This window comes from Dyadobacter linearis (genome assembly GCF_907165045.1).
In the GTDB taxonomy this organism is placed as follows: Bacteria; Bacteroidota; Bacteroidia; order Cytophagales; family Spirosomataceae; genus Dyadobacter; species Dyadobacter linearis.
Genome location: NZ_CAJRAU010000003.1, coordinates 820,741 through 845,113, shown reverse-complemented (window position 1 = coordinate 845,113; position 24,373 = coordinate 820,741). Strand labels below are relative to the sequence as shown.

21 protein-coding genes are annotated in these 24,373 nt (G+C 46.1%); 12 read left to right on the top strand and 9 right to left on the bottom strand.

From position 1 onward, the window contains the following. Window positions 1-2: 2 nt before the first annotated feature. On the bottom strand, window positions 3-740 hold the full coding sequence (locus tag KOD92_RS13920; RefSeq protein WP_229254671.1) for a lipoprotein signal peptidase: 738 nt from the start codon (window positions 738-740) through the stop codon (window positions 3-5). A 51-nt stretch (window positions 741-791) separates the two neighbouring features. Further along, a complete protein-coding gene (locus KOD92_RS13915; RefSeq protein ID WP_215234171.1) occupies window positions 792-1,994 on the bottom strand; it encodes a proline dehydrogenase family protein in 1,203 nt (400 codons plus the stop codon). 173 nt (window positions 1,995-2,167) lie between these two features. Between KOD92_RS13915 and KOD92_RS13910 the strand changes: the two genes are divergently transcribed. Further along, window positions 2,168-3,262, top strand: coding sequence for a chorismate mutase (locus KOD92_RS13910; protein WP_215234170.1), 1,095 nt, complete (start codon window positions 2,168-2,170; stop codon window positions 3,260-3,262). A 63-nt stretch (window positions 3,263-3,325) separates the two neighbouring features. Here the strand turns inward: KOD92_RS13910 and KOD92_RS13905 are convergent, their stop codons facing one another. Beyond that, window positions 3,326-3,967, bottom strand: a complete 642-nt coding sequence (locus tag KOD92_RS13905; protein WP_215234169.1) for an SGNH/GDSL hydrolase family protein — start codon at window positions 3,965-3,967, stop codon at window positions 3,326-3,328. A 6-nt stretch (window positions 3,968-3,973) separates the two neighbouring features. After that, window positions 3,974-4,570: a thymidine kinase gene (locus tag KOD92_RS13900; RefSeq protein ID WP_215234168.1), complete on the bottom strand. Its 597-nt coding sequence runs from the start codon at window positions 4,568-4,570 to the stop codon at window positions 3,974-3,976. A 103-nt stretch (window positions 4,571-4,673) separates the two neighbouring features. Between KOD92_RS13900 and KOD92_RS13895 the strand changes: the two genes are divergently transcribed. Beyond that, a complete protein-coding gene (locus tag KOD92_RS13895) occupies window positions 4,674-5,777 on the top strand; it encodes a hypothetical protein (protein ID WP_215234167.1) in 1,104 nt (367 codons plus the stop codon). A 55-nt stretch (window positions 5,778-5,832) separates the two neighbouring features. Here the strand turns inward: KOD92_RS13895 and KOD92_RS13890 are convergent, their stop codons facing one another. Together KOD92_RS13890 and KOD92_RS13885 are read right to left on the bottom strand one after the other, a co-directional pair. Further along, window positions 5,833-6,681, bottom strand: a complete 849-nt coding sequence (locus KOD92_RS13890; RefSeq protein ID WP_215234166.1) for a hydroxymethylglutaryl-CoA lyase — start codon at window positions 6,679-6,681, stop codon at window positions 5,833-5,835. Window positions 6,682-6,811: 130 nt separating this feature from the next. Further along, entirely contained in the window at window positions 6,812-7,873 is a 1,062-nt protein-coding gene (locus KOD92_RS13885; RefSeq protein WP_215234165.1) for an NAD-dependent epimerase/dehydratase family protein, read from the bottom strand. 247 nt (window positions 7,874-8,120) lie between these two features. On the opposite strand from KOD92_RS13885, the gene KOD92_RS13880 reads away from it, so the two are divergent. The 4 genes from KOD92_RS13880 to KOD92_RS13865 are packed head-to-tail and all read left to right on the top strand — an operon-like array spanning window position 8,121 to window position 15,185. Next, a complete protein-coding gene (locus KOD92_RS13880) occupies window positions 8,121-8,849 on the top strand; it encodes a hypothetical protein (protein ID WP_215234164.1) in 729 nt (242 codons plus the stop codon). Further along, on the top strand, window positions 8,846-11,617 hold the full coding sequence (locus KOD92_RS13875) for a TonB-dependent receptor (RefSeq protein ID WP_215234163.1): 2,772 nt from the start codon (window positions 8,846-8,848) through the stop codon (window positions 11,615-11,617). The genes KOD92_RS13880 and KOD92_RS13875 overlap by 4 nt, the downstream gene beginning before the upstream one ends. A 16-nt stretch (window positions 11,618-11,633) precedes the next feature. Continuing rightward, entirely contained in the window at window positions 11,634-12,761 is a 1,128-nt protein-coding gene (locus tag KOD92_RS13870) for a DUF4249 domain-containing protein (protein WP_215234162.1), read from the top strand. A 21-nt stretch (window positions 12,762-12,782) separates the two neighbouring features. Beyond that, complete coding sequence (locus KOD92_RS13865) at window positions 12,783-15,185, top strand: hypothetical protein (RefSeq protein WP_215234161.1); 2,403 nt, start codon at window positions 12,783-12,785, stop codon at window positions 15,183-15,185. A 15-nt stretch (window positions 15,186-15,200) separates the two neighbouring features. Here the strand turns inward: KOD92_RS13865 and KOD92_RS13860 are convergent, their stop codons facing one another. Further along, the gene (locus KOD92_RS13860; protein WP_215234160.1) at window positions 15,201-15,662 is read right to left on the bottom strand and encodes an Lrp/AsnC family transcriptional regulator; all 462 of its coding nucleotides are present in this window, start codon (window positions 15,660-15,662) and stop codon (window positions 15,201-15,203) included. A gap of 168 nt (window positions 15,663-15,830) precedes the next feature. Between KOD92_RS13860 and KOD92_RS13855 the strand changes: the two genes are divergently transcribed. Next, window positions 15,831-16,787, top strand: coding sequence for an NAD-dependent epimerase/dehydratase family protein (locus tag KOD92_RS13855; protein WP_215234159.1), 957 nt, complete (start codon window positions 15,831-15,833; stop codon window positions 16,785-16,787). A gap of 96 nt (window positions 16,788-16,883) precedes the next feature. Next, window positions 16,884-18,071, top strand: a complete 1,188-nt coding sequence (gene kbl / locus KOD92_RS13850; protein ID WP_215234158.1) for a glycine C-acetyltransferase — start codon at window positions 16,884-16,886, stop codon at window positions 18,069-18,071. Between the two features lie 162 nt (window positions 18,072-18,233). Here the strand turns inward: kbl and KOD92_RS13845 are convergent, their stop codons facing one another. Then, the gene (locus KOD92_RS13845) at window positions 18,234-19,025 is read right to left on the bottom strand and encodes a transglutaminase-like domain-containing protein (RefSeq protein ID WP_215234157.1); all 792 of its coding nucleotides are present in this window, start codon (window positions 19,023-19,025) and stop codon (window positions 18,234-18,236) included. A gap of 178 nt (window positions 19,026-19,203) precedes the next feature. Between KOD92_RS13845 and KOD92_RS13840 the strand changes: the two genes are divergently transcribed. The 4 genes from KOD92_RS13840 to KOD92_RS13825 are packed head-to-tail and all read left to right on the top strand — an operon-like array spanning window position 19,204 to window position 22,771. Further along, window positions 19,204-19,737: a YceI family protein gene (locus KOD92_RS13840; protein WP_215234156.1), complete on the top strand. Its 534-nt coding sequence runs from the start codon at window positions 19,204-19,206 to the stop codon at window positions 19,735-19,737. A gap of 15 nt (window positions 19,738-19,752) precedes the next feature. After that, window positions 19,753-21,105 carry a neutral/alkaline non-lysosomal ceramidase N-terminal domain-containing protein gene (locus KOD92_RS13835; RefSeq protein WP_215234155.1) on the top strand — a complete coding sequence of 451 codons (1,353 nt, stop codon included), beginning with the start codon at window positions 19,753-19,755 and terminating at the stop codon, window positions 21,103-21,105. Window positions 21,106-21,116: 11 nt separating this feature from the next. Next, the gene (locus tag KOD92_RS13830; RefSeq protein WP_215234317.1) at window positions 21,117-22,202 is read left to right on the top strand and encodes a Gfo/Idh/MocA family protein; all 1,086 of its coding nucleotides are present in this window, start codon (window positions 21,117-21,119) and stop codon (window positions 22,200-22,202) included. Between the two features lie 8 nt (window positions 22,203-22,210). Further along, the gene (locus tag KOD92_RS13825; RefSeq protein WP_215234154.1) at window positions 22,211-22,771 is read left to right on the top strand and encodes an acyl-CoA thioesterase; all 561 of its coding nucleotides are present in this window, start codon (window positions 22,211-22,213) and stop codon (window positions 22,769-22,771) included. Here KOD92_RS13825 and KOD92_RS13820 read toward each other — a convergent pair. After that, window positions 22,768-24,324, bottom strand: a complete 1,557-nt coding sequence (locus tag KOD92_RS13820) for a helicase HerA-like domain-containing protein (RefSeq protein ID WP_215234153.1) — start codon at window positions 24,322-24,324, stop codon at window positions 22,768-22,770. The two genes, KOD92_RS13825 and KOD92_RS13820, sit on opposite strands and share 4 nt — an antisense overlap. Window positions 24,325-24,373 lie beyond the last annotated feature (49 nt).

The following is a 24,373-nucleotide window of genomic DNA, read 5'->3' as shown; positions in this document are numbered from 1 at the left end:
AGCTAAATGCTCTCTTTTTTGTTGCTATCGTCTTCTTCCAGTTGTCGATTTTGAATCGTAGGCGTTTCCGGTTCCTCCGCATTCGAATCTGGGCTTTCTGCTGTTAGCTCAGTTTCTTTCGCTGTATCTTCTGTTTGTCTGTCTTCTTCGTCCGGTCCGTGTGAGTGGAAACTTCCCTGGAAAATGAGAATGCTGCAAACACCTATAAATATGCAGGAATCGGCAATGTTGAAAATTGGTGTTGAATAGTATTGACCTCCCCAGACAGGTACCCATTCAGGTATAAATCCTTCCCAGAAGTCCACGAATATCATATCGATCACTTGGCCGTGAAACCAGGGAGTTGGCGACCCGTAGGGAGCATTTTCCAGGAACACGCCATAAAATGTGCTGTCGATTACATTTCCAACCGCACCAGCAAGGATCAGAGATAATGCCCAGAGTAAGCCTTTGGAAGCACCTGCTCGCGCAAGGTGGATCATATAACCGCCGATTGCGACCATTGCGACCAGACGAAACAAAGTCAGAAACAGCTTCCCGTATTCGTGACCCAGCTGCATACCGAATGCCATTCCGGGGTTCAGAACATAATGCAACTTAAGCCAATTTCCTATCAGTGCGATCTGGCCCGAAAACCCCGGCTCCATATACTTGTGCACCAGCAATTTCGACGTCTGGTCAACCAATATGAGGAGAAAACTTAAAAGCAAAAAAGGGATCGGATTTCTGGATTGGTTCATTCGTTTTTGAAAAACTATTGAAAATTTAAGAACGTGAAAGTAATAAGTTACTTATAAAGAACCGATTCCTCTTCTTTTCAATTCACTTTTAACCAGCAAATACTCTCTGCTGCTTTGCCCGGCAATGGAAGTATTTTCCTCTGCACGACGGATCAAATAAGGCAATACAGCATCGATTGGCCCGTAAGGAACATACTTCGCCACATTGTAGCCGGCTTTCGAAAGATTAAACGAAATATTATCGCTCATCCCAAGCAGCTGCGCAAACCAGATCCGGTTGTCGTTTTTCTCAATGCCCAATTTCTTCATCTTAGCTGCACAGTACTGAGAGCTGTATTCATTGTGCGTACCCAGGCAGATCGAAATGTATTCAATATGTTCGAGGCAAAAATCAATTGCTAAATTATAATCCTCATCGGTAGCTTGCTTTGAAGCGTGAATAGGATTGAAGTACTCATTTTCCCTTGCACGCAGCCTTTCTTTTTCCATATAAGCTCCTCGTACCAGTTTTCCTCCCAATAGATAACCTTTTTGCCGGGCGGTCAAATAGGCGGATTTCAACGCTTCGAGGGTTTCATGCCGGTAAAGCTGGTAAGTATTGTACACGATCGCTTTCTCGCGGTTGAATTTCTGCATCATCTGATAAGTAAGATCATCGATGATACCCTGAATCCAGCTTTCCTCCGCATCGACGAAAATCCGGACATTCATTTCATGTGCCCGAGCGCAAAGATTTTCCAGGCGCTGCTGGACTTTGACGTACGCAGCTTCTTCCTGGTCGGTCAGGGGATCTTTCCGCTGGATTTTTTCCAAAAGATCAGCGGAAGCGATTCCTGTAACTTTAAATACCGAGAACGGAATGGTTTTAGAATTGGCAGCTTTGTCAATGGTTTTCAGGATCTCCGCAGCAGTTGCATCGAAACTCGATTCGTCATCTTCGCCTTCGACTGAATAGTCCAGGATGGTGCCGATGCCGGAATTACCCAGCTCGGCGATCGTCTGATTGCATTCGCTAATCGTCTCACCACCACAGAATTGTTCAAAAATGGTAACCCGGATGAGATTTTTTATGGGTAAGTTTAGTTTTAGTGCAAGCTTTATAAAAAAAGTGCCTAAATTTACCACTCGAGCCTGATTCATGAGGCTAAATAGCCAGTATGTTTTCCGAAGTTTAGCGTCAGATTTAGAAGCGAAAGCGACGGAGGTATCTTCAAAAAATACAGGTATTTGGTTTGTTGGAGAGGATTCTGCCATTTGAAGTGCACTTTTTCCCGGGTGAGGATTTATTAATCACGAGAGAAGTTAGTGTTCATTAAGAAGTTATTTGACTTTTATGGCATCAAATGTACGTCAATCCCGGAAATACGCATAAGCTGCCGGGCCAAAATATTGCAATTATCTAATTTATTAAGGACAAGTTTTTGAATATGAATGCTTCTTTAGATATCCTTCCCCTAAGTAGTTGGATCAATACCAACGGGAAACCTTTGGTAATCGCCGGGCCTTGCAGTGCAGAGACGGAGGAACAAATGTTAGAAACCGCAAACCAGATCAAAGAAGAAGGTTTTGCGCATGTTATCCGTGCCGGTATCTGGAAACCAAGGACTCGTCCGGGAAGTTTTGAAGGTATGGGAGAAGCAGCTTTGCCATGGTTGCAGGCTGTAAAAAAGGAAACAGGCATGCCGGTTGCTGTTGAGGTTGCAAACCCTCAGCACATTGAACTGGCATTGAAGTATGGTGTCGATATCCTCTGGGTAGGTGCTCGTACTACTGTGAACCCGTTCAATGTTCAGGAACTGGCTGATGCACTGAAAGGTGTGGATGTACCTGTTTTGGTGAAAAATCCGGTTAACCCTGATCTGCAACTTTGGATCGGCGCCTTGGAGCGTTTGAACCAGGCGGGCGTAAAGAAACTTGGAGCAATCCACAGAGGTTTCTCTAATGCGCAGGAAACCAAATTCCGCAATTCCCCAATGTGGAATATCGCAATCGAATTGAAAACGCTTTTCCCTGAGTTGCCGGTAATCGGTGATCCAAGCCACATGGCGGGAAAACGCGCTTATTTATATGAACTGTCGCAACGCGCGCTTGACTTGCATTATGATGGTTTGATCATCGAATCACACCGTGATCCTGATAAAGCCTGGTCTGACGCTTCACAGCAATTGACTCCGGCGGCTCTTGGCCAGATGTTGCATGACCTGCACGTTCGGAAAGAATCTTACGGCAGCGATTATGCATCACAATTAGAAATCATCCGCGGCAAAATCGACCACCTGGACCGTGAAATGCTGGAAACTTTGGCACAACGTATGGCTTTGGTTGAGAAATTGGCCGAGTACAAACGTGATAACAGTGTAGCTGCTTACCAGGTTGACCGTTTCCGTGAAGTATTGGAAACGCGTGCTGGCTGGGGAAAAAGCATGAATCTGTATCCAAATCTGGTAGACGAGTTGTTCAAGCTTGTTCACATGGAGTCTATCCGCAAGCAAACTGAGGTGATGAACCAGGTAAGTGCTTAATAGCGATACTAGTATATATTTTCAAAGGCTGTCCGTTTGGGCAGCCTTTGTTGTTTTAAAGTATCAAAGGTTTTTAGCTAGCAATACCTTCTTTATTTCCTTCGCCCAAATCTCATAAGCTTTCGCATTCAAATGCGTCTTATCCACTGCGAATTCTGCCTTAAGTCCCGTCGAATCACAAATCTGCGGGTTAATATCAATGTAGGTGATATTATTTTTAACGCAGTATTCTACCAAAAATCGGTTCAGCGACTCGACTTCTGACTTGCTCACCGGATCATTCTGTTCGAACATAGTGAGTGTCACTACCGGGATAATCCCGTTCTTTTGAAGAGTTGCTAACAGTAATGTGAAATTTGCCTGTATCTTTTCCTGAGAAACCCCAACCGTAATATCATTGATCCCGCCTTCCAGAAAGCATATCTTAGGTTTCAAATCGACGACATGCGTTTGGATCAGCTGGACAAAATGATAGGTGCATAAACCCGGCAACCCGTTGTTCAGAACATCCATACGGCCGAGTAACTCTACCCAGTTGCCTTGTGCAGTGATGGAATTACCGTACATGACGATCTGCGGGTTTCCTTTCATGGATACAAATCTTTGAAAGATCTTATCTCGGTAAATGAATGCGAATGCGAGTATGAATGTAATCAGAAGCACATTGAGCACCAGCGAAGCAGTGAATAGTCTTCTGTTATTCATAATAAATCACAACATATAAGCTTTGTCCCCCAAATTGAAGCACCGCCTGCACCGTGCTTCATAATGCTCGGTCTCGCCCAGCAAAACGCGCTCGCTCGACGGAGAAATGCGGTAGGAGTGGGATGCGACCTCGCCACAAACCATGCAGATCGCGTGCACTTTGGTCACGTATTCGGCAATTGCCATCAACTGGGGCATGCAGCCGAAAGGTTTTCCCATATAATCCATATCAAGGCCGGCAACAATAACCCGCTTCCCGGAATTGGCCAGCCCGTCGCATACTTCCACAATCTTCTCATCAAAAAACTGCGCTTCATCCACGCCGACAACTTCGCAATCTTCTGCCAATTGCGTGATTTGAAGCGCCATTTCGACAGGTATCGAGCGTATTGAATTATCATTATGAGAAACAATGTTCTCGTCGTGGTAACGTTTATCCAGAGCTGGTTTGAAGATTTGTATCCTTTGCCGGGCGATCTTGGCGCGGTTCAGTCTTCGGATCAATTCTTCTGTCTTGCCGGAAAACATCGAGCCGCAAATGACTTCGATCCAACCGGTTCTGGGGCTCTGATTTTCTCTTTTATGAGATGGTTCTACAAACATCTTTTGGTGTCGGATTGACCTGCGTGCACGTCAATTTTGATTATATTTACAAAGCAAACATATTTTTTTAAAACACGATCGTTCTCAAAAGCTCATATTCCTTATGCCGGATAATTTGAATTCAAATGCACTCAACCAATATGCCGCCAGATTCACCACAACAGTCCTGAACGAGGTGTACAAGTCGCAGGATACGATTAACGGGGCGACTTTATTGAAACTGACGCCGGTAAGGCAAGTGAACCTCGGGATTTTAAACCGGTTATTTGAAGCCTGGAAAAGCAATGCAGAATCCTTTCGAAGCCCGTATTTTGATTTTTCAAATGAAGAAGTAAAGCGTGCGCTGGAAGATTTTATGAATACAGCTTCCCAGCATATCTCGGTGAAACGGACAGATCTGGAACCGCTGCTTTCGGAATCGGTAAAAGAATCACTCAGATTGTTGCTGACTCCCGCAGCTTATTTTGAAGAGAAAGTGAGAGCTGCACCGGAGGCTGAATTTACCCAGGAAAGAGCAGAGCAAATATTAAAATACACCCATATTCACAGGGGAATTGCGGAAGCAATGCTAGGCAGGCTGAACGACAGTGGTTCGAATTCTGTGTACCAGACGCAGGCTGTGAGCTGGCTTTATGAATTGAAAGATCACAGCGACCTGGTCGATGATGTGGACCAGCACCTGGCCCAGTTTACCGAAGTCTTCCCGATCAACATTGGCGAGATCAGGATCCAGGACCCGGTAAAACCGCTGGTATCTGCCAAAAATGAATCAAAATCCTTTTTCGATTCTGCATTTACCGAATTGGAAACTGTCGCACCGAAGTCTCCGCCGAGAGCTGAGCCGGTTTCGGTAGTTTTAAGTGATATTGTGGCCAAGTCAAATACCGTTGAAGGCGAATCGTTAAACAATCGTTTCAAAGTAGATATTCCGACGCCTAGTGAGGACAAATCCTATGGAAGTGTTCCTTTCAAAGTAGAAAATATAGCAAGCTCGATTCCGCTGGGACAGCGTTTTATGTTTGTTAACCAGCTTTTTAACAAAAACAGCGAGCATTTCGACAAGGCGATTTACGAGCTCGATGCAGTGAAAAGTTTTGAAGAAGCTGAAAACCTGATCTGGCACCGATATGCATCCAAATATGCATGGGACGTAAACGGAGAAGCGGTAACTGCACTACTTGCGATTGTGAAGAGAAAATTCGCCTGATAAATTCCAGCTATTTCTATTTAAAATGCTTCCGGCTCTAAAAGTCGGGAGCATTTTATTTTTGTACCAATTGCAAAAACATACTACGGGCCAGCTGCAATGCATCCATATTCAGTTGATCCGGGTCCGACATTTCCCTTGCAAATGCAATCAGTTGCTCCGTCGGCATATTCCCTACCAGATCATCCTGCGCCATCGGGCAGCCACCATAACCCAGCAATGCACCATCAAATCGGCGGCAGCCAGCCTGGTAGGCAGCCTCAATCTTGCTTCTCCATTCATCAGGAATTGTATGAAAATGCGCCCCGAATTCAAGGTGTGGATAAGCTGGGATAAGCTCTGAGAATAAGGAACTGATATCGTCCGTTTTCGCCATTCCCACCGTATCTGAAAGTGAAAAGATCTTGATACCCAGCTTTGCCAGCTTTTCCACCCATTCCATCACGATCCCGGGCTCCCAGGCATCATCATAAGGATTCCCGAAGCCCATCGAAATATAGATAACTACCTCTTTACCACGATTAGCAGCAATTTCTGCAATACCCTTTACACGCTCAACCGAAGCTTCGATCGATGCATTGGTATTGCGCAGCTGGAAAGTTTCTGAAATGGAAAAAGGGTAGCCAAGATAAGTGATCTGTTTAAAACCGGAAGCTTCCAAAGCGCCGCGCTCGTTTGCAACAATAGCAAGCAGTTTCGTTTTCGAACCCGAAAGATCTAGCTGATCAAGTAATAATGCAGTGTCACTGACCTGCGGCATCGCTTTCGCCGAAACAAAACTTCCAAAATCAATCGTATCGAACCCAACTTTAAGCAGCTCATTAATATAAGCCGCCTTCCGCACCGTTGGAATAAACGGATGAAATCCTTGCCAGGCATCACGGGGGCATTCGGTTATCTTCAATGATTGAATGATTGAATGATTGAATGAGTGAATAGGGGGAAGGAGGAAGGAGGAAGGAGGAATGGAGGAATAACCCTTTTTCCCTCCTCCCTTTCTCCCTCCTCCCTTTCCTCCTTCCTCCCTTTCCTCCCTACCTTAAAATAGGTGCGAGATCGGCCTCGTTCTCTTGGAGCCAGGCGGTGATTTCTTCTACTATTTGCTTGATACCGATTTCAGGTTTCCAGCCGGTTAATGCGGTTACCTTCGTGTTATCAGTAACGTATAAACGTATATCGGCTGTCCGGTTTTCTGGTACTACCTTGATCGGGATCGTTTTTCCGGTTACTTCCTGACAGATTTTGGTCAGTTCCTGCAAGGATGCGCTACTTTGTAGTCCGCCGCCTGCATTCAGGATTTCGCCATTGACTTTATCGAGATTGTGTAGTTGCCAATCGATCAGCCTGTACAGATCTGCCACGTGCAGCATATCCCGGATCTGCTTGCCGGTACCTCCGTAGCCAAAATAGCCCAGTTGCTGCTCGAAATAGTGTTTTGCGATCCACAACACCATTACACCCTGATCAACTTTACCCATTTGCCAGGGACCAGTGATTACGCCGCAGCGATTGATAACTGTTTTCAGATTATAAAATTCATTGTATTCCTGAATGATCAGCTCAGAGGCAAGCTTCGTAGTACCATATAATGAGCGCGCCCCATTTAACGGAAAATCTTCTGAGATACCTTTGGAAGAAACGCCCGGAACAGGTTGGTCGTCAGACAATGCAAACCTGGTTTCCTCTTCCACGAAGTTCAGCGTTTCGATGGTTTTGATCGGATATACGCGGCTGGTAGACAGGAATATAAAGCCAGCTTTGTGCTTCAATGCATAATTAAGGCAATTGACAGTTCCTACCAGATTGGTATTGATCAGATAGTCGGGTGTACCGTCGAGCCCAGCCAGTACCGAGGGTTCTGCCGAAGCTTCAATGACCGTGTCAACCGCAGGTATTGAATCGAAATCTTCTTTGTTTCTGATATCACCGTGAACAAACTCGACACCGTGCTTTTTGAGGCGGCTCAGATTTAGCTCGGAACCCCGGCGTTTTAAGTTGTCGAGTGCAAAGACCTGATAGTCAGGGTAATTTACTTTTAAAGAAATGGCCAGTGCCGACCCAACAAAACCTGCTCCCCCGGTGATTAAAATTTTCATAAAGTTTTTTTGAAGTGATCTGAATGTGTGGAATTCCAGTAAAGCCAAAGTTAGGACATTCCCGAAAAACGGGTGACGAACATTTTGATTTTTATCATTAAATCTTGCTTTTCGTAAATGAGAAGGTTACGATAAATAAATACATTAACTATGAAGTAAGTAACTTACGATCACTTCTTTAATACTTAGCCCCGGGATAGCAACAAATCAATAGGTTTTCGTAGTATTGCTCTAAAAAATATTGTGCATGTCGCATTTTACCTTTGTATTTTTTCTAGTCATTGGCGTCATCGGTATATCCTTTGGTCAGGATATTCAGGCCAATTCGACCGCAGCTCCACCGGAGGCTCAGCCTGTTTCCTTATACAAGCAAGCAACTGCCTTTTCTCAAAATCTCTACAACGGGCGGCAATACTATCTGTATGATGCAAGAAACGATGAGCATCAGTTTTTTGACGACAGGAAATGGCGCAAAGGAGTTGTCAGGTACGACGAACAGCAATTTGACAGCATTCCGATGATCTATGATATTTTTCGGGACGAGCTGGTTATCAAACACTTCAATGGGGATCACCTGCTTTTGCAATCTGAGAAAGTAGATTTCTTTATGCTCGGCGATCACAATTTCGTCCGAATGGAGGCCGGCAAGGATATTAATCCGCAAATGCGGACAGGCTTTTATGATATTATCTACGACGGCCAGTCGCGCACGATTGCGAGGAGAGCGAAACAGCGGCAGGAGAAAATCGTTGACAAACGCGTGATTGCGCTTTATCCTCAGAAAAGTTATTTCTACGTATTCAAGGATGGTAAATACCACGCAACGCAATCAAAAAAAGCTGTACTCAATCTTTTTCCCGAACACAAAAAAGAGTTGCGCAAGGCACTGAGGGACGGAAAGCTCAGTTTCAGGAAGCAAAAGGACGCGGCGATAGCGAAGATGGTTTCCACTCACGACGAATTAGCCAAACCATGAAAATACTTTTACCTCTGCTTATTTCTATCAGTTTTCTGTTCGCCTCCAACCTGGTAAAAGGGCAGGGTACAACTGAAAAGAAAATTACCGTAAAGCTGGATTCCGCCAGATTCGACGAATTTGTGAAGCAAGTGGAAGCCCAGACGGGTTACTATCTTTATTACGACGCCAGCCGTTTTGACAGCCTTACCCTTGACCTGAATGTTCAGAACCTGACGATACGAGAGGTACTGGATCAGGTTTTCAAAGGCTCTGAATTCGAATATGCGATTGACGCGCAGAAAAGGATATTTATCACATTAGGCCAAAGAATTATTACCCAGCTTACTCCGGGCCTTTTTGATCCTGACAAAGCGAGTGACAATGATTCGATTACCTACGTGGGGCCGGGAGACGATGCCAAAGAGAAATTACTGTCGACTGCCGAGAGCAAGATCCACGAAATTGGAGTCCGAAAGCACAGGATCACGCCGGGGAATTCCACAATAACAGGGTATGTCCGGAATGCTGTCACTGGTGAGCCGGTCATCGGCGCCGCGGTTTTTATTGCCTCACCGAATATTGGCGTTACTACCGATGCACTAGGTTTTTATTCGCTTACACTTCCCCGCGGAAAGCAGATACTCAGGATCAGAAGTACCGGAATGCGGGAAACCCAGCGCCAGATCGTACTCTATTCGGATGGAAAGCTGGACGTGGAAATGCGGGAAAGCGTTATTGCATTGAAGGAAGTTTCGGTCAAAGCCGGAATGGATAAAAATGTGGTTGGTACCCAAATGGGAACGGTAAAGCTGACTATAAAAAACCTGAAACAGGTGCCCACCGTTTTTGGCGAAACCGATTTGCTAAGAACCATTCTGACGATCCCTGGGATTAAATCAGTGGGAGAAAATAGTACGGGTTTAAATGTTCGCGGAGGTTCGACGGACCAGAACCTGATCCAATACAACGATGCGGTTATCTACAATCCTTCCCACCTTTTCGGCTTTTTCTCTGCATTCAATCCCGATGTATTAAAGGATGTGGAGTTATATAAAAGTACGATTCCTTCCAAATTTGGCGGCAGGCTATCCTCTGTACTGGATATTAATAGCCGCGACGGAAATAAGAAAAAGTTTGTTGCTTCCGGCGGGATCGGTCTGGTAACCGGCAGGCTGACACTGGAAGGTCCATTGGTTAAGGATAAAACGTCCTTCCTGCTCGGTGGCCGCTCGACGTACTCAAACTGGGTGATCAAAGCGCTGGATAATGAAAATTATAACAAAAGCTCAGCCTCATTTTACGATGTCAATCTGAATATCAGCCACGAGATCAATGAGAAAAACAGCTTGTTCCTGACAGGATATACCAGTGACGACCGGTTCAAATTGTACGGCGATACCTTATACAATTACCAGAACCAGCTCGCTTCATTGAAGTGGAAACATACTTTCAATACCAGATTATACGGTGTACTAACAGCTTCTCACAGCAAATATCAATATGCGATGGAGGCCGAAGGTTTGCCGCTCAATGCATTTGACCTCAAATTCAACATCAACCAATCCAATTTCAAAGCGGATTTCAGCTATAACCTGAACCCGAAACATACGCTTGAATTTGGGCTGAGCAGCATTTATTACAAGCTTAATCCAGGCTCCTTTCAGCCCAGAGGCAGCCAATCACTGATCGTTCCAGACGAACTACAGGCTGAGCAGGCGGTGGAAAGCGCGATTTACCTGGAAGACAAATATGAAGTCAGCCCCAGGTTATCGGTCTCGGCGGGAATCCGGTATTCGTTGTTTCAATATCTGGGTCCGAGGAGCGTAAATACTTATGTGCCAGGATTGCCGATCGACTACATTTATCAAAACGGTGTTCAGGAATATAAGTCGGGCAAGAATATCAAAACTTATGGCGGCCCGGAATTTCGCGCCTCGGTCCGGTACAGCGTTTTCGACAATCTTTCCCTTAAATTCAGCTACAATACTTTACGCCAGTATATTCATTTGCTGACCAATACAATGACCGTTTCGCCAACGGATATCTGGAAGCTGAGCGACCCTTATATTAAGCCTCAGATCGGGGATCAGCTGTCGCTGGGACTGTATCGTAATTTCAGAGGTAATAAAATTGAGGTTTCACTGGAAGGTTATTACAAGAATATTCAGAATTTCCTTGATTATAAAGGCGGCGATTCGCTGATCATGAACCACAATATTGAGGCTGCGGTATTGAATACAAAAGCGAAAGCCTACGGAGTGGAATTTATGATCAAGAAAATGACCGGAAAGCTAAACGGCTGGTTGGGATATACTTACGCAAGAACTTTGTTGCGGGCGATCGACCGGGAGTCTCCTGATGCGCCAAACGACGGTAACTTTTACCCGAGCAACTACGATAAGCCCCACGATTTTACATTGATTTCCAACTATCGGTTGTCACACCGGTTCAGCGTTTCATTCAACTTTACTTATAGTACAGGCAGGCCGTACACGCCACCGATCGGAAAGTACATTATTGATGGCGCGCAGCGGGTATATTACGCAGATCGAAACCAGTTCAGGATCCCGGATTACTACCGGACAGATCTGGCGATGAATATTGAAGGAAACCATAAGATCAGGAAGCTGGCGCACAGTTCGTGGACGCTGGCAGTTTATAATCTTTTTGGAAGAAAAAATCCTACGTCAGTTTATTTCCAGACTGTCGGCGGGAGGGTAAATGGTTACCAGCTCTCTATTTTCGGACAGCCGATCCCTACTATTACCTACAATTTCAGATTTTAAAACAGAAAACAGTAGTATGAGATATTTCCTGATCAAGCTTAGTTTTTTTGCTTTGCTGCTTTTTCTGGACAGTTGTATTGAACCATTTTCTCCTCCGGAAATAAATTCTGTGGAAAACCACCTTGTGGTGGACGGTTTTTTAAATGTCGGTCAGGATACAACCCGGATCTCGCTGAGGAGAACCCAGAATGTGAACGAAACCGCAGCTTCCTATGGTGAGATCATGGCGTCGCTGGCGGTGGAGTCGGAGGGCGGGGAGACCTACAATTTTACAGAAGTCGGCGGCGGCTCTTACGTTTTGCCTCCCCAAGCATACAATCCGGCGGCCAAATACCGGTTGCGGGTCAAAACTGTAGACGGAAAAGAATATTTGTCTGAATATGTAGATGTTACTGCGACGCCGCCGATAGACAGTGTGGCCAATCGGTATGATCAGGGGCAGAATGCGATGGTATTTTACGTTAATACCCACGATCCGAATAACAATACCCATTTTTACAGATGGAAATTCGAGGAAACATGGGAATACCGGTCCGCCTACTATTCTTATCTCGAAGTAGTTGACAAGAAGATCATTCCAAGGAAAGACGATATCAACCGATGCTGGAGCACAGCGCAGTCGGGCAGTATATTGCTGGGCAGTACGATCAAGCTGACCAGCGACGTGATCAAAGATCTCCCGCTATTCAGAGTACCCGTTTCAACCAACAAACTTTACATTAAATACAGCGTTCTGGTGCGGCAATATGCATTGTCCCGCCCTGCATTCGAATATTGGACCAGCTTGGCGAAAACGACTCAGGGTACCGGTAGCCTTTTTGACCCCCAGCCTTCGCAGGTGACGGGAAATTTTCAGAATGTAAAAGATCCGAAAGAGCTCGTTTTCGGCTATTTCAGTGCTTCTACTGAGCAGGTAAAGCGGCTGACGATCGCGCCTAACCTGGGTAATTATCCCAGCTGTATGCCGCCCGATACTTTTGATATTACTTGTAGACCGGCGAGCGACAGGCAATGCGCGCTGGAAACTACCGCTTTGCTGATGTCCTACGGAGGCGAGCTCGCCGAGTACATTTTAGGTGCGCCTGCCAGTTGCATAGACTGCCGGACACAGGGCGGGACAACGAGAAGACCGCCGTTTTGGTGAAATGATCATTTTAATATATAAATGAAAACAAAAATCTTTACCTATATCTGTCTGCTGCTTGCTGCCCCGCTGATCGTGGCTGCGCAGGACGACGCGATGGTAACTTCCATGAAGCAGCGCTTCGGACTTTACAGCGAAAGGGCCGTGCAGGAAAAGATGTACGTGCACCTGGACAGACCTTTTTATCTGGTTGGAGAAACGCTTTGGTTCAAAGCTTATCTGCTGAATGGCGCCACGCACCGGTTTCTTGACCTGAGCAAAGTCGGGTATCTGGAAGTGCTTGATATTGAAAATAATCCGGTAGTTCAAACGAAATTTTCAATGAATACGGGCCAGGGAAATGGTTCGGTACAGCTGCCCGCGACGATCGTGAGCGGCAAGTACAAAGTGCGCTGCTACACCAACTGGATGAAGAATTTTGGTGTCGACCAGTTTTTTGAAAGTGATTTTACGGTTGTGAATCCTTTTATCCGATTTGAGCCCGACCGGCTTGTAAAGGATAATCTGCGGTATGATTTTCAGTTGTTCCCGGAAGGTGGAAGGCTGGTAAAGGGTATTGAGAGTAAAATTGCTTTTAGGGCCGTGGCCGAGGATGGAAAAGGAATACGCTTCAACGGGGCAATAGTGAATGCACAAAATGATACTATTCAGAAGTTTGCGCCCGGGTTGAATGGAATAGGGACTTTTACATTTACCCCAAAAGAAGGCGAAACTTACAAAGCATTCGTGACCGATTCCAAAGGTACCAGAGCAGAATATCCCTTTCCGGCTGTGGAAGAAGGAGGCTATGTGATGCAGGTGAAGGATTCGACAGATACCTGGCTGAAAGTAACCGTTTTTGCGCGGCTGAATACCGACGAACCCACTTACGTTTACATGCTCAGTCACACGCGACAGAATAATCCTGTCATTGAAAAAAAGCCTATTGTGAGAAACCGGGCTGTGTTTTTACTCGATAAAAGCAAGTTGGGAGAAGGAATTTCACACATTACCATATTTAATGAAAAGGTTAAACCGGTCACCGAGCGGCTGTACTTCAAGCGCCCGAAAGCTAATTTGAATATAGACGCACAACTCGCGAAAACCTTTATCACGCGGGAAAAAGTGACGCTGAACCTGACTTCCTCCGTCGCTGCTGCCGCCGATCAAATGTCGAATCTTTCGGTTGCGATATATCTGGACGACTCCATTAAAGGTGATCCGCAACAGAATATCAATACTTACCTCTGGCTCACTTCCGACCTGAAAGGTACGGTCGAATCTCCTGAATATTATTTCAGTAATACAACAAAAGAGGCTGATCAGCAACTGGATAACCTGATGCTCACGCACGGCTGGCGCAGATTGCAGTGGGATAATGTGTTTGGAAACCAGCCGCCCAAGTATACCAATATACCCGAGCACGACGGCCATTTTATTACCGGAAAGATCGTTGATAGAGAGACCGGTAATCCTGCGAAAGGTAGGGATGCATTTCTGGCTGCACTGGACGTTCCGGCACTGTTATACGGGGCGCAGAGTGATCAGGAAGGGAAAGTGACTTTCGAAGTACGAAGGTTTATCGGTCCCAAAGAAATTACGGTCCAGACGAACCTGGGAATGGATTCGACCTACAAAATTGAAATAGCCAGTCCGTTCTCCAAGCAATATTCACAAAACCCACTGCCGGCTTTCTTTTTCGACAAAACGCTGGAAAACCAACTGCTGACGCGTACGATCAATATGCAGACAGCTAACTCTTACCTGCCCAGGGTTTACAATCAGAAAAAAGTAAAACTTGCCGATTCGCTCGCGTTCTTTGGAATGCCCGACGAAAAATACTTTCTCGACGATTTTACCCGCTTTCCTACTATGGAAGAGGTTTTAAGGGAATATGTAAAGGGTGTACTGGTGCGGAGAAGGCAGAAGGAATTTCATTTCCGGATCATCGATAAGTTGTTGCCCAATACGTTTTACACTACCGATCCTTTGATGCTTGTCGATGGAATTCCCGTTTTCGATGCCGACAAGATCATGGAATTCGATCCGCTGAAAATCAAGAAGATAGAGGTTTTGAATGCACGGTACTTCCTGGGTCCGATGACTTTTACAGGCGTTGTCAGCTTTTCTACTTATGGCAATGATCTTGCGGGCTTCGAGCTGGACCCGAGAGTGCTGGTTGTTCCTTACGAAGGCGTGCAGGCGCAACGTGAATTTTATGCACCCAAATACGACGGCGGAAATGCAAACAGCCGCATTCCCGATTTCAGGAACCTGCTCTTATGGGCACCGAACGTCGTAACCGACAAAACCGGAAAGGCTTCTGTGGAGTTCTACACTTCGGACCAAACCGGCAAGTACCAGGTTGTTATTCAGGGTATTACTCCCTCCGGAGTCGCGGGCAGCAAGCAGTTTTCTTTCCAAGTAGGCAAACGAAATTTTTAGCGACTGCTCCCTTTATCAAATATAAAACTCGGAGGTGTGTTTGATCTCTTTCAATACGAAAGTCGAGTTAAGCACGCCTATATTGTCGATTTTCGAGAGTTTATATTTAACAAAATCATGGTATTCATCGAGGCTTGCGACGTTGATTTTTAGTAGAAAATCAACTTGTCCTGCCATATGGTAGCATTCCTGCACTTCGTCCAGATTCTGGATTTCCTGCTCGAATTTTTCAATAAACGCTTCATTGTGGTACCGCATTGATACCTGGCAGATCGTCGTAACCTGGCGGTTGATCAGCTTTTTATCGAGTATCGCCACGTACTGTTTAATAAACCCCATACTTTCAAGCCGCCTGATCCTTTCATAAACCGGCGAGATAGTCAGATTCAGCATTGTCGCTATTTCCTTCGTCGTCTTTTTTGCATCTTTTTGCAGGATGCGGAGTATTTTGGTATCAATTTTATCCAACTGTTCCATGGTGCAATAATATTTGCTGCGCGAAGCCTCTTGATAGTTTCCGTAAAGTAATATTTTAGGTAAATATGGGATTGTGCAGGAATATTTACTGCGTAATGCCTCATTTATTGAGAATACGTTTCTTAAATAAGAAATTGCAAGTGATAAATGCTTTAAAATATGATCTCTATGAAGTCGGAAAATATCCTCGTAATCGGCGCAAATGGTCAAATAGGTTCTGTACTGGTCGAATACCTGCGCGAGATCTATGGCGTAGGTCACGTAGTTGCTTCGGACATTCGGCAGCCGGAAATTGAAACGGGCATTTTTGAACAGCTGGACGCTACGAATGCGCAGGCGCTTGCCGGTCTTGTCAAGAAATATAAGGTTACGCAGATCTATCACCTCGCCGCGATTCTGTCGGCAAAAGGAGAGCAGGAGCCGCTGAAAACGTGGGATATTAATATGCAAACCTACTTTAATGTACTCGAAGTAGCCCGCGAAAATCAGGTTGAAAAGATATTTTACCCCAGCTCTATTGCCGTTTTCGGAGAGCAGGTGGATACGAAAGCCGAACAATGGTCTTACCTTGATCCGTCGACCGTTTACGGGATCAGTAAAGTGGCGGGGGAGAACTGGTCGAATTACTACTTTAAAAGATACGGAATGGATATTCGCTCGCTGCGTTATCCCGGCATTATCGGATATCAGTCGATGCCCGGCGGCGGTACTACCGATTATGCAGTCGATATTTATCACAAAGCAGTAAAAGGAGAAGTATTTGAATGCTTTTTGAAAGCTGATACAACATTGCCGATGATCTATATTACGGATGCAATGGACGCAACGGTGCGGTTAATGGAAGCTCCGAAAGAAAAAATTGCGGTTCGGACGAGCTATAATCTGGCAGGAGTCAGTTTTTCTCCGGAGGAGATTGCGGCAAGTATCAAACAGATCATTCCTGACTTTGAGATTACTTATAAGCCCGATTTCCGTCAGCAAATCGCAGATTCGTGGCCGCAACTGATAGACGATGCAAACGCCAGGAAGGACTGGGGCTGGCGGCCGACCTATAACATCGAAAAAATGACTCAGGAAATGATTAAGGAGCTAACCAAAAAGTACGAGACAATTAGATCCCGGTAAAAGGTCAGCCACCTCACCGGGTCACTCATTCAGTCATTCACCGTTCCACGGCGGCTCATTCACTCATTCACTCATTCAGTCATTCAATCATTCAACATGTACGGAAACATTCAGGCAGAACTCGAAAAAGAACTCGACGCGATCAAAGAAGCGGGGTTATATAAAAAGGAAAGAATCATTACAACACCGCAGTCGGCGAAAATCGCAACGTCTGACGGAAAGGATGTTCTTAATTTTTGCGCCAATAATTACCTCGGTCTTTCTTCGCACCCGGAAGTGATCAAGGCTGGCATTGAAGCGATAAATACGCATGGATTTGGCATGTCTTCGGTGCGCTTTATCTGCGGAACGCAGGATATTCATAAAGAACTTGAAAGGAAAACGGCCGAGTTCCTGGGTACCGAAGATTGCATTCTTTATGCAGCTGCGTTCGATGCGAACGGTGGGCTTTTTGAGCCTTTGTTGAATGAGCAGGACGCGATCATTTCCGACGAACTGAACCACGCGTCGCTGATCGACGGGATCAGGTTGTGCAAGGCGAAACGCTTTCGTTACAAGCACAACGATATGGCCGACCTGGAAAAGCAGTTGAAGGACGCGACAGGAAGCCGGAGAATCCTGGTTGTAACTGACGGTGTGTTTTCAATGGACGGAACCATCGCGCAGCTTGACAAAATATGTGACCTGGCCGAACAATATCAGGCAATGGTCATGATCGATGAATGCCACGCGAGCGGGTTCATGGGGAAAACCGGCCGCGGCTCGCACGAGTTCAGGAACGTAATGGGGCGGATCGACATCATCACAGGTACTTACGGAAAAGCGCTGGGCGGTGCGTCGGGCGGATTTACTGCCGCTAAAAAAGAGATCGTCGAGATCCTCCGCCAGCGTTCGAGACCCTATTTGTTCTCAAATACATTAGCTCCATCCATCGTCGGCGCATCCATTAAGGTATTAGACCTGCTTTCTTCATCTACCGAACTGCGCGATAAACTGGAACGGAACACAGCCTATTTCAGAAAAGAAATGACAGAAGCTGGATTTGATATTCTCCCAGGCGAGCACCCGATTGTGCCGATCATGCTCTATGAAGCAAAACTTGCACAGGAATTTGCAGCGAAGTTACTAGACGAAGGAATTTACGTAATAGGCTTCTTCTACCCCGTAGTACCACAAGGAAAAGCGAGGATCCGAGTACAAATCTCCGCCGGCCACGAGCACGAGCACCTGGAAAAAGCAGTAGCCGCGTTTACGAAAGTCGGTAAGGAACTGGGGGTTATTTAGAAGGGGAGGAAGGAGGAAAGGGAGGAAGGAGGAAGGAGGAAAGGGAGGAAGGAGGAAAGTAGTATGATAGGAAGGTAGGAAGGAGAAACGAAGATATTTTTTTCTCCCTCCTAATTTTTACTTCCCACCTTCCTCCATCCTCCCTTTCCTCCCTTTCCTCCCTCACTCCATCAACGAAGCTTCCACGTGCAATGATTGCAAAGTGGCGTTGCCGTATTGGGTGACCATAGCAACGTCGGCGGCGTCTCTTCCGTGGGCTATTTCAATACGGTAACCCTCGGTTTTTTCCTGTACGGCGTCGAAAGTATACCAATCTCCTCCGATATAAACGTCAAACCAGGCGTGTAAGTCCATGACTTTCAGTCTGTCCAGGTAACCGACCGTCATGCGGGCCGGGATGCACAGATTCCGGCAAAGCGCAATTGCGAGGTGGGTGAAGTCCCGGCAAACGCCAATCCTGTTTCTTGCAAGATCCAGCGCAGTAGTACTTGCGTCGGTTACGCCATATTGATAGGTAATATTCTTATGTATCCACGTCCGGATCGCCTCAACCTGCGCATAACCAGGAACCATATTGCCCGCAATTTCCATCGCAAGCATATTGATCTCGTGCAAATCTGACTGGCAATAGCGGCTTGGCAGAATATAATGCATTACTTCATCGGGCAAATCTCCAACGAGCACATAAGCCGGTGGCGGACTTGGGATTGCCTTGGTAGCATTCACCTGCGCCTGCACCTCCGTCGTGATCACCACCCTGCCTACGGGTAGGATCGTGCGCTGACAAGGATTTCCATAAATATCGATGTATTCTGAAAATGGTACCTGCGGCTCAATATTAAAGCCTTCCTGCATTATAGATTGTCCTTCCTGACGACGAGGACGTAACATCGTAGTTACCGTAGTGGGAGCATACACGTCATACGTGAATATGCTTCTTCCCTTCATTTTCATGTGGAATCGATTTATGTTTAGTAAATATAGCGATAGGCAATTACTTAAAAATTACGTGCCATTTATCTTATCAATAAACCGCTATACGTTCTGAATTAAAACATATTAATACGCGTTTCCTGACTGGAATGCTATTTTCGGCATTCACAGGAATTTGTAGCATTTAAATATTTAATCTATGGCAGTAACTAAATGGATCGTAGACCCTGTACATTCTGAGGTTCAGTTCAAAATCAAGCATCTGGTCATTTCCTCGATCACGGGTTCCTTTAATAATTTTGAAGGCGGCGCGACCTCTGATATGAGCAATTTTGAAGATGCTGAAATTCACTTTTCACTGGATGTGAGCAGTATTGATACCAATATTGAAGCACGTGACGCGCATTTGAGGTCGGCTGACTTTTTCGACGCAGAGCAATATCCTCACATTACTTTTCAGTCCAATTATTTCCATAAGGTAAAAGGCGACAATTATAAACTCTCCGGTTTGCTGACTTTGAAAGGCATTACGAAACCAATTGAGCTCGACGCTGAATATGGCGGTTCCGAGCGGGATGCGGAGGGAAAATTAAGAGTAGGTTTTGAGGTAGAAGGCAGACTTAGCCGGCAGGAATTCGGGCTTAACTATATGCAGCTCACCGATTCGGGCGGGCTGGTGATTGGTGAAGATGTAAAACTGATCGCTAATATCCAGCTTGTGAAACAGGTTTAATCCGCAAAATGCTCCATGAGGTTTTTAAAAATTCTGCTCCGGATAATTGGTTCGATCGTATTGTTTTTGGTGTTGATACTCGCCGTGCTCGTCACGACGATGGACAAAACGCCGTACAAAGAAATGCCCTACTACGCGGAATGGAAGCGCATTATCAATCAGGTTGAGCCAGTCGCTCCCGATTCAACCGGCCAGCTGAGGGCGGGTTGGGCGAAGGTCAACATTACCCCTTCCTCACCGACGCCAACTGCGGGATATGGTAACCGAAAAGGCAAATTATACACTGCTATTCATGATTCTGTTTATGTGAGGGCAATGGTAGTGGACAATGGAAAGTCGCTGGCCGCTATTGTTTCGGCAGATCTGCTCATCATTCCTCCTACCGTTGTAAAAGTGCTGCAATCGCGATTGACAGAAAAAGAAGTCCCGTTTGATCAGATATTCTTCGGGGCTACACATACGCATAATAGTGTAGGCGGCTGGGGTACCGGCGTTTCTTCGTTGTTTTTTTCGGGTAAATATGATCCCCAAATGGTCGATCGCCTGGCCGATGCATTTTACACAGCTATTAAAGAGGCAAAAGGCAGACTCGAACCGGTTGAACTCACTTACCTGGAATCAATAGACACATTGGATATAAGGAACCGGCTGGTAGGGGAGGAAGGAGAGGTTGACCCTGAAATACGGTCAGCGGCGTTTGTAACTAAAACAGGTAAAAAGGCTATTCTGAGCTCATTTGGGGCACATTCTACGGTTTTGGGTTCAAGAAATATTGTGCTTTCTCGCGACTATCCGGGCGCACTGGTAGATTCTCTGGAAAAAGGCCGCTACAATTTTGCCATGTACATGGCGGGTGCAGTAGGCAGTATGGGGCCTATTGAAAGCGGTACCGACGATTTTGACGAAATAAAAAACCAGGCATTCGGTGTGCAGAATGCGATCCTCTCGGATGCTACTTCAAAGGAGACTTCCAAACAAAATACAATACGATCTCTTACATTGCCGCTTCCCCTCCGCGATCCCAGTCCGAGGTTGACCATGAACCTGGTAATGCGTTCGTGGGCATTTAAAAAGGCTTTTGGTGAATATCCGATTTTTGTAAAAGCACTGCGTATCGGGAATATATTAATGGTAGGAATGCCCTGCGATTTCTCAGGCGAGCTCGTGGCCGGACTTGATGCATACGCTAAAACGAAAGGACTCAATCTGATGGTTACCAGCTTCAACGGCGGATATATTGGTTACATTACCCATGATAAATACTTTGACCGGGATTTGTACGAAACCAAAACGATGAACTGGTACGGCCCGTACAACGGCGCTTATTTCCAGGAGGTGATTAAAGATATTATTGATAAAATGTCCTAAACTGCTCCATGATGAAACTATTTGCATTTCTGATTTTTGGAATAATGAGTATACAGGCAATCGCGCAGGCTCCGGTAAAAGTCGCCGTGGCCGGGTTGACGCACGGGCACGTGGGCTGGATATTTAACAGGTCTGAGAAAAAGGATATTGAGCTGGTAGGTATTTACGAGACTAATCCTGCGTTGGTCAGCGAATTTTCATCCAGATATAAGCTCGACAAAAAGCTCTTCTATACCGACCTCAACAAGATGCTCGACGAGACCAAGCCGCAGGCGGTTTCTGCGTTTGGGGCGATCAGTGAGCATATTATGGTCGTACGCGCCTGTGCGCCGAGGAAAATTCATGTGATGGTGGAAAAGCCGCTCGCGACAACATTTTCAGACGCCAAGGAAATACAAAAGCTGGCCGGACAAAATGAAATCCAGGTATTGACCAACTTCGAAACTTCATGGTATGCGAGCAATCAATATGTGAAAGATCTGGTAGAAGAAGGAAAGCTGGGAGATATTCGGAAAGTAATGGTCAACGACGGGCACCAGGGGCCGAAAGAAATTGGGGTAAGTAAAGAGTTTCTCGAAATCCTGACTGATCCTGCCAAAAACGGCGCCGGAGCGCTGGTGGATTTTGGTTGTTATGGCGCCAATTTGATGACGTGGCTTTTGAAAGGCGAGCGCCCGATTTCGATTACAGCGGTGACGCATCAAAATAAGCCGGAGATCTATAAGGAAGTGGACGATGAAGCTTCCATTATTCTGCAATATCCTAAATCCCAATGCATTATTCAGGGTTCCTGGAACTGGTCTTTCGCGCGGAAGGATATGGAAGTGTATGGAAACAAAGGATACGCAGTCGCCGTAAACCCAACGGTGGTGCGCCAGCGGTTGCAGGAAAAAACGCCGGAAGAAACGATCAAGCTCGATCCTCGCCCGGCTCCGTTTACAGATCCGTTTTCAGTATTGGCCGATGTAGTTACGGGCAAATTGAAATTGGAACAAAACGATATGTACGGTTTGCCGTTGAACGTAACCGTGGTCGAAATCCTCGAAATAGCGAAGGAATCGGCGAAAACTGGCAAAACGATTTTTCTGAAAAAATAGACAAAAGCATGGAGCCACGCTCGGTAAGGTATTCTCAAAGTACATTAACGGAATTAATGATACCCGCCTACGCCAACTTTGGCGGGAAAATACATGGCGGTATATTGCTTTCGCTGATCGATAAGGTCGCTTACACCTGCGCGTCGCGGCACGCAGGGGCTTATTGCGTGACAGTTTCTGTGGACGGAGTTGATTTTCTGCAACCTGTCGAGGTAGGTGATCTGGTATCCCTGCACGCGTCGGTGAATTATGTGGGAAGAACTTCGCTGGTGATTGGAATTCGGGTGATCGCTGAAAACGTGCGCAACCGAACCCAGCGGCATACCAATACTTCCTATGTGACGATGGTGGCAAAAGGAGACAACGACAAACCGACGGTGGTTCCTGAACTGCTGCTCGAAAACGAAGACGATGCGCGGCGCTTTCTGGAAGCGATCAAAAGGCGGGAGCTCCGCGAAAAATATAAGGATGCATTTGATAATGCAATAACCCGGTTAGATGTGCAGCATAATCTGGGACAGCTAACCGGGCACCGTTGTGTGGTAGGTTGGAAGCGTAAGGAGGATTAAAAGCCAAAAAAGCCGCCCGTTTTCTTCGTTCTGGAACGGGTGGTTTTACCAAATAGCATTCCGAAAACGCCTCTCACAACTTCTCTTCCGATTTGTTTTGCCAAAGGAGAATTGAGCGCCTCCGAGATCATTCCTTTTTCTTCCTTCCCCTTTTTTACTTCCTGAACCTCTTCTTTCACCTGGGCTTCCACTTTTGCGTGTTCCTCCATTCGGCGGGTCAGCATTTCGTATGCGCTTTCGGGGTCAATAGGGTCTTTATATTTCTGGTATAATGTCGATTGCTGCACGTGCTGGTCATATTCCGCCTGCACCATCGGTCCCATAATAGAAGTAGGAGGCAGCAAATGCGTGGCTGCTACCTCGGTTGGAATACCTTTATCATTCAAAACGGTAATCAGCGCCTGGCCAATTCCCAGCGTAGTAAGTACCTGGTCGATCTTGTAGAAATCAGACTTTGGATACGTTTTAACAGTTTGCTTCAAACCATCTGCATCCTGAGGCGTAAATGCCCGCAAAACGTGCTGGACGCGGTTTCCAAGTTGAGAAAGTACCGAAACGGGAACATCCTGCGCCATTTGGGTACAAAAGAAAACGCCGACTCCCTTGGAGCGAATAAGCCTGATCACCTGCTCAATCTGGTCTAAAAACGCTTTCGGCGCGTCTTTGAATAGCAAATGTGCTTCGTCGAGGAAGAAAACAAGTTTCGGTTTGTCCAGGTCGCCTGCTTCCGGCAGTTTTTGGTAAAGCTCCGCAAGCAGGCTCAGCATAAATGTGGAGAACAATGCAGGCTTATCCTGCACGTCGGAGATATTCAGCAGACTGATAATGCCCTGGCCGTCAACGCGATCGATCAGATCATTGATATCAAAAGAGCGTTCACCGAATATACTTCCTACTCCCTGTTGTTCCAGCGCAACGATCTTTCTCAATATAGTCCCCGCCGTGGAGCTGGAAATACTGCCATAATCGCCTTTAATCTCAGCCGCGCCCGGGCCTTCCGATAGATAATTGAGGACTTTCTTTAGATCATTCAGATCTACCATTGGTAAATCCTTATCATCTGCATATTTAAACAAAATCGCCAAAACGCCAGACTGCGTATCGTTTAGTTCGAAAATCTTGGAAAGCAGAATAGGACCGAATTCAAGGATCGTCGCGCGCATTTGCGACCCTTTCTGTCCGCTCAGGGAATAGAGCTCGACCGGATATCCTTTTGGTGAAAACACATTTCCCAGGATCTGAGAGCGTTCTTCCAGCGCTGCATTCGTTTTTCCAGGCTGCGCTATTCCTGACAGGTCGCCTTTAATATCAGACATAAAAACAGGAACACCAGCCGCAGAAAGCTGCTCGGCGAAAACCTGTAACGTACGCGTTTTCCCTGAACCGGTAGCGCCTGCAACCAGCCCGTGGCGGTTCATCATTCGCAGCGGAAGACTTACCTTTGCCTCGCTTATGATTTCACCGTCCAGAATAGCGGATCCCAGATGAATTACAGGTTTGTCAGTCTTGTAGGATTTCTGTATTGCGGCAACAAACTCTTCTTTTTTAGACACTGGGATCTCCGGTTTTAGGTTATGAGATGATATTTCACAAAATTTAAAT

Bases quoted from the DNA above. Each gene is read 5' to 3' on its own strand.
- KOD92_RS13920 (WP_229254671.1), bottom strand. From the start codon at position 740: ATGAACCAATCCAGAAATCCGATCCCTTTTTTGCTTTTAAGTTTTCTC.
- KOD92_RS13915 (WP_215234171.1), bottom strand. From the start codon at position 1,994: ATGGCAGAATCCTCTCCAACAAACCAAATACCTGTATTTTTTGAAGAT.
- KOD92_RS13910 (WP_215234170.1), top strand. From the start codon at position 2,168: ATGAATGCTTCTTTAGATATCCTTCCCCTAAGTAGTTGGATCAATACC.
- KOD92_RS13905 (WP_215234169.1), bottom strand. From the start codon at position 3,967: ATGAATAACAGAAGACTATTCACTGCTTCGCTGGTGCTCAATGTGCTT.
- KOD92_RS13900 (WP_215234168.1), bottom strand. From the start codon at position 4,570: ATGTTTGTAGAACCATCTCATAAAAGAGAAAATCAGAGCCCCAGAACC.
- KOD92_RS13895 (WP_215234167.1), top strand. From the start codon at position 4,674: ATGCCGGATAATTTGAATTCAAATGCACTCAACCAATATGCCGCCAGA.
- KOD92_RS13885 (WP_215234165.1), bottom strand. From the start codon at position 7,873: ATGAAAATTTTAATCACCGGGGGAGCAGGTTTTGTTGGGTCGGCACTG.
- KOD92_RS13880 (WP_215234164.1), top strand. From the start codon at position 8,121: ATGTCGCATTTTACCTTTGTATTTTTTCTAGTCATTGGCGTCATCGGT.
- KOD92_RS13875 (WP_215234163.1), top strand. From the start codon at position 8,846: ATGAAAATACTTTTACCTCTGCTTATTTCTATCAGTTTTCTGTTCGCC.
- KOD92_RS13870 (WP_215234162.1), top strand. From the start codon at position 11,634: ATGAGATATTTCCTGATCAAGCTTAGTTTTTTTGCTTTGCTGCTTTTT.
- KOD92_RS13865 (WP_215234161.1), top strand. From the start codon at position 12,783: ATGAAAACAAAAATCTTTACCTATATCTGTCTGCTGCTTGCTGCCCCG.
- KOD92_RS13860 (WP_215234160.1), bottom strand. From the start codon at position 15,662: ATGGAACAGTTGGATAAAATTGATACCAAAATACTCCGCATCCTGCAA.
- KOD92_RS13855 (WP_215234159.1), top strand. From the start codon at position 15,831: ATGAAGTCGGAAAATATCCTCGTAATCGGCGCAAATGGTCAAATAGGT.
- kbl (WP_215234158.1), top strand. From the start codon at position 16,884: ATGTACGGAAACATTCAGGCAGAACTCGAAAAAGAACTCGACGCGATC.
- KOD92_RS13845 (WP_215234157.1), bottom strand. From the start codon at position 19,025: ATGAAAATGAAGGGAAGAAGCATATTCACGTATGACGTGTATGCTCCC.
- KOD92_RS13840 (WP_215234156.1), top strand. From the start codon at position 19,204: ATGGCAGTAACTAAATGGATCGTAGACCCTGTACATTCTGAGGTTCAG.
- KOD92_RS13835 (WP_215234155.1), top strand. From the start codon at position 19,753: ATGAGGTTTTTAAAAATTCTGCTCCGGATAATTGGTTCGATCGTATTG.
- KOD92_RS13830 (WP_215234317.1), top strand. From the start codon at position 21,117: ATGAAACTATTTGCATTTCTGATTTTTGGAATAATGAGTATACAGGCA.
- KOD92_RS13825 (WP_215234154.1), top strand. From the start codon at position 22,211: ATGGAGCCACGCTCGGTAAGGTATTCTCAAAGTACATTAACGGAATTA.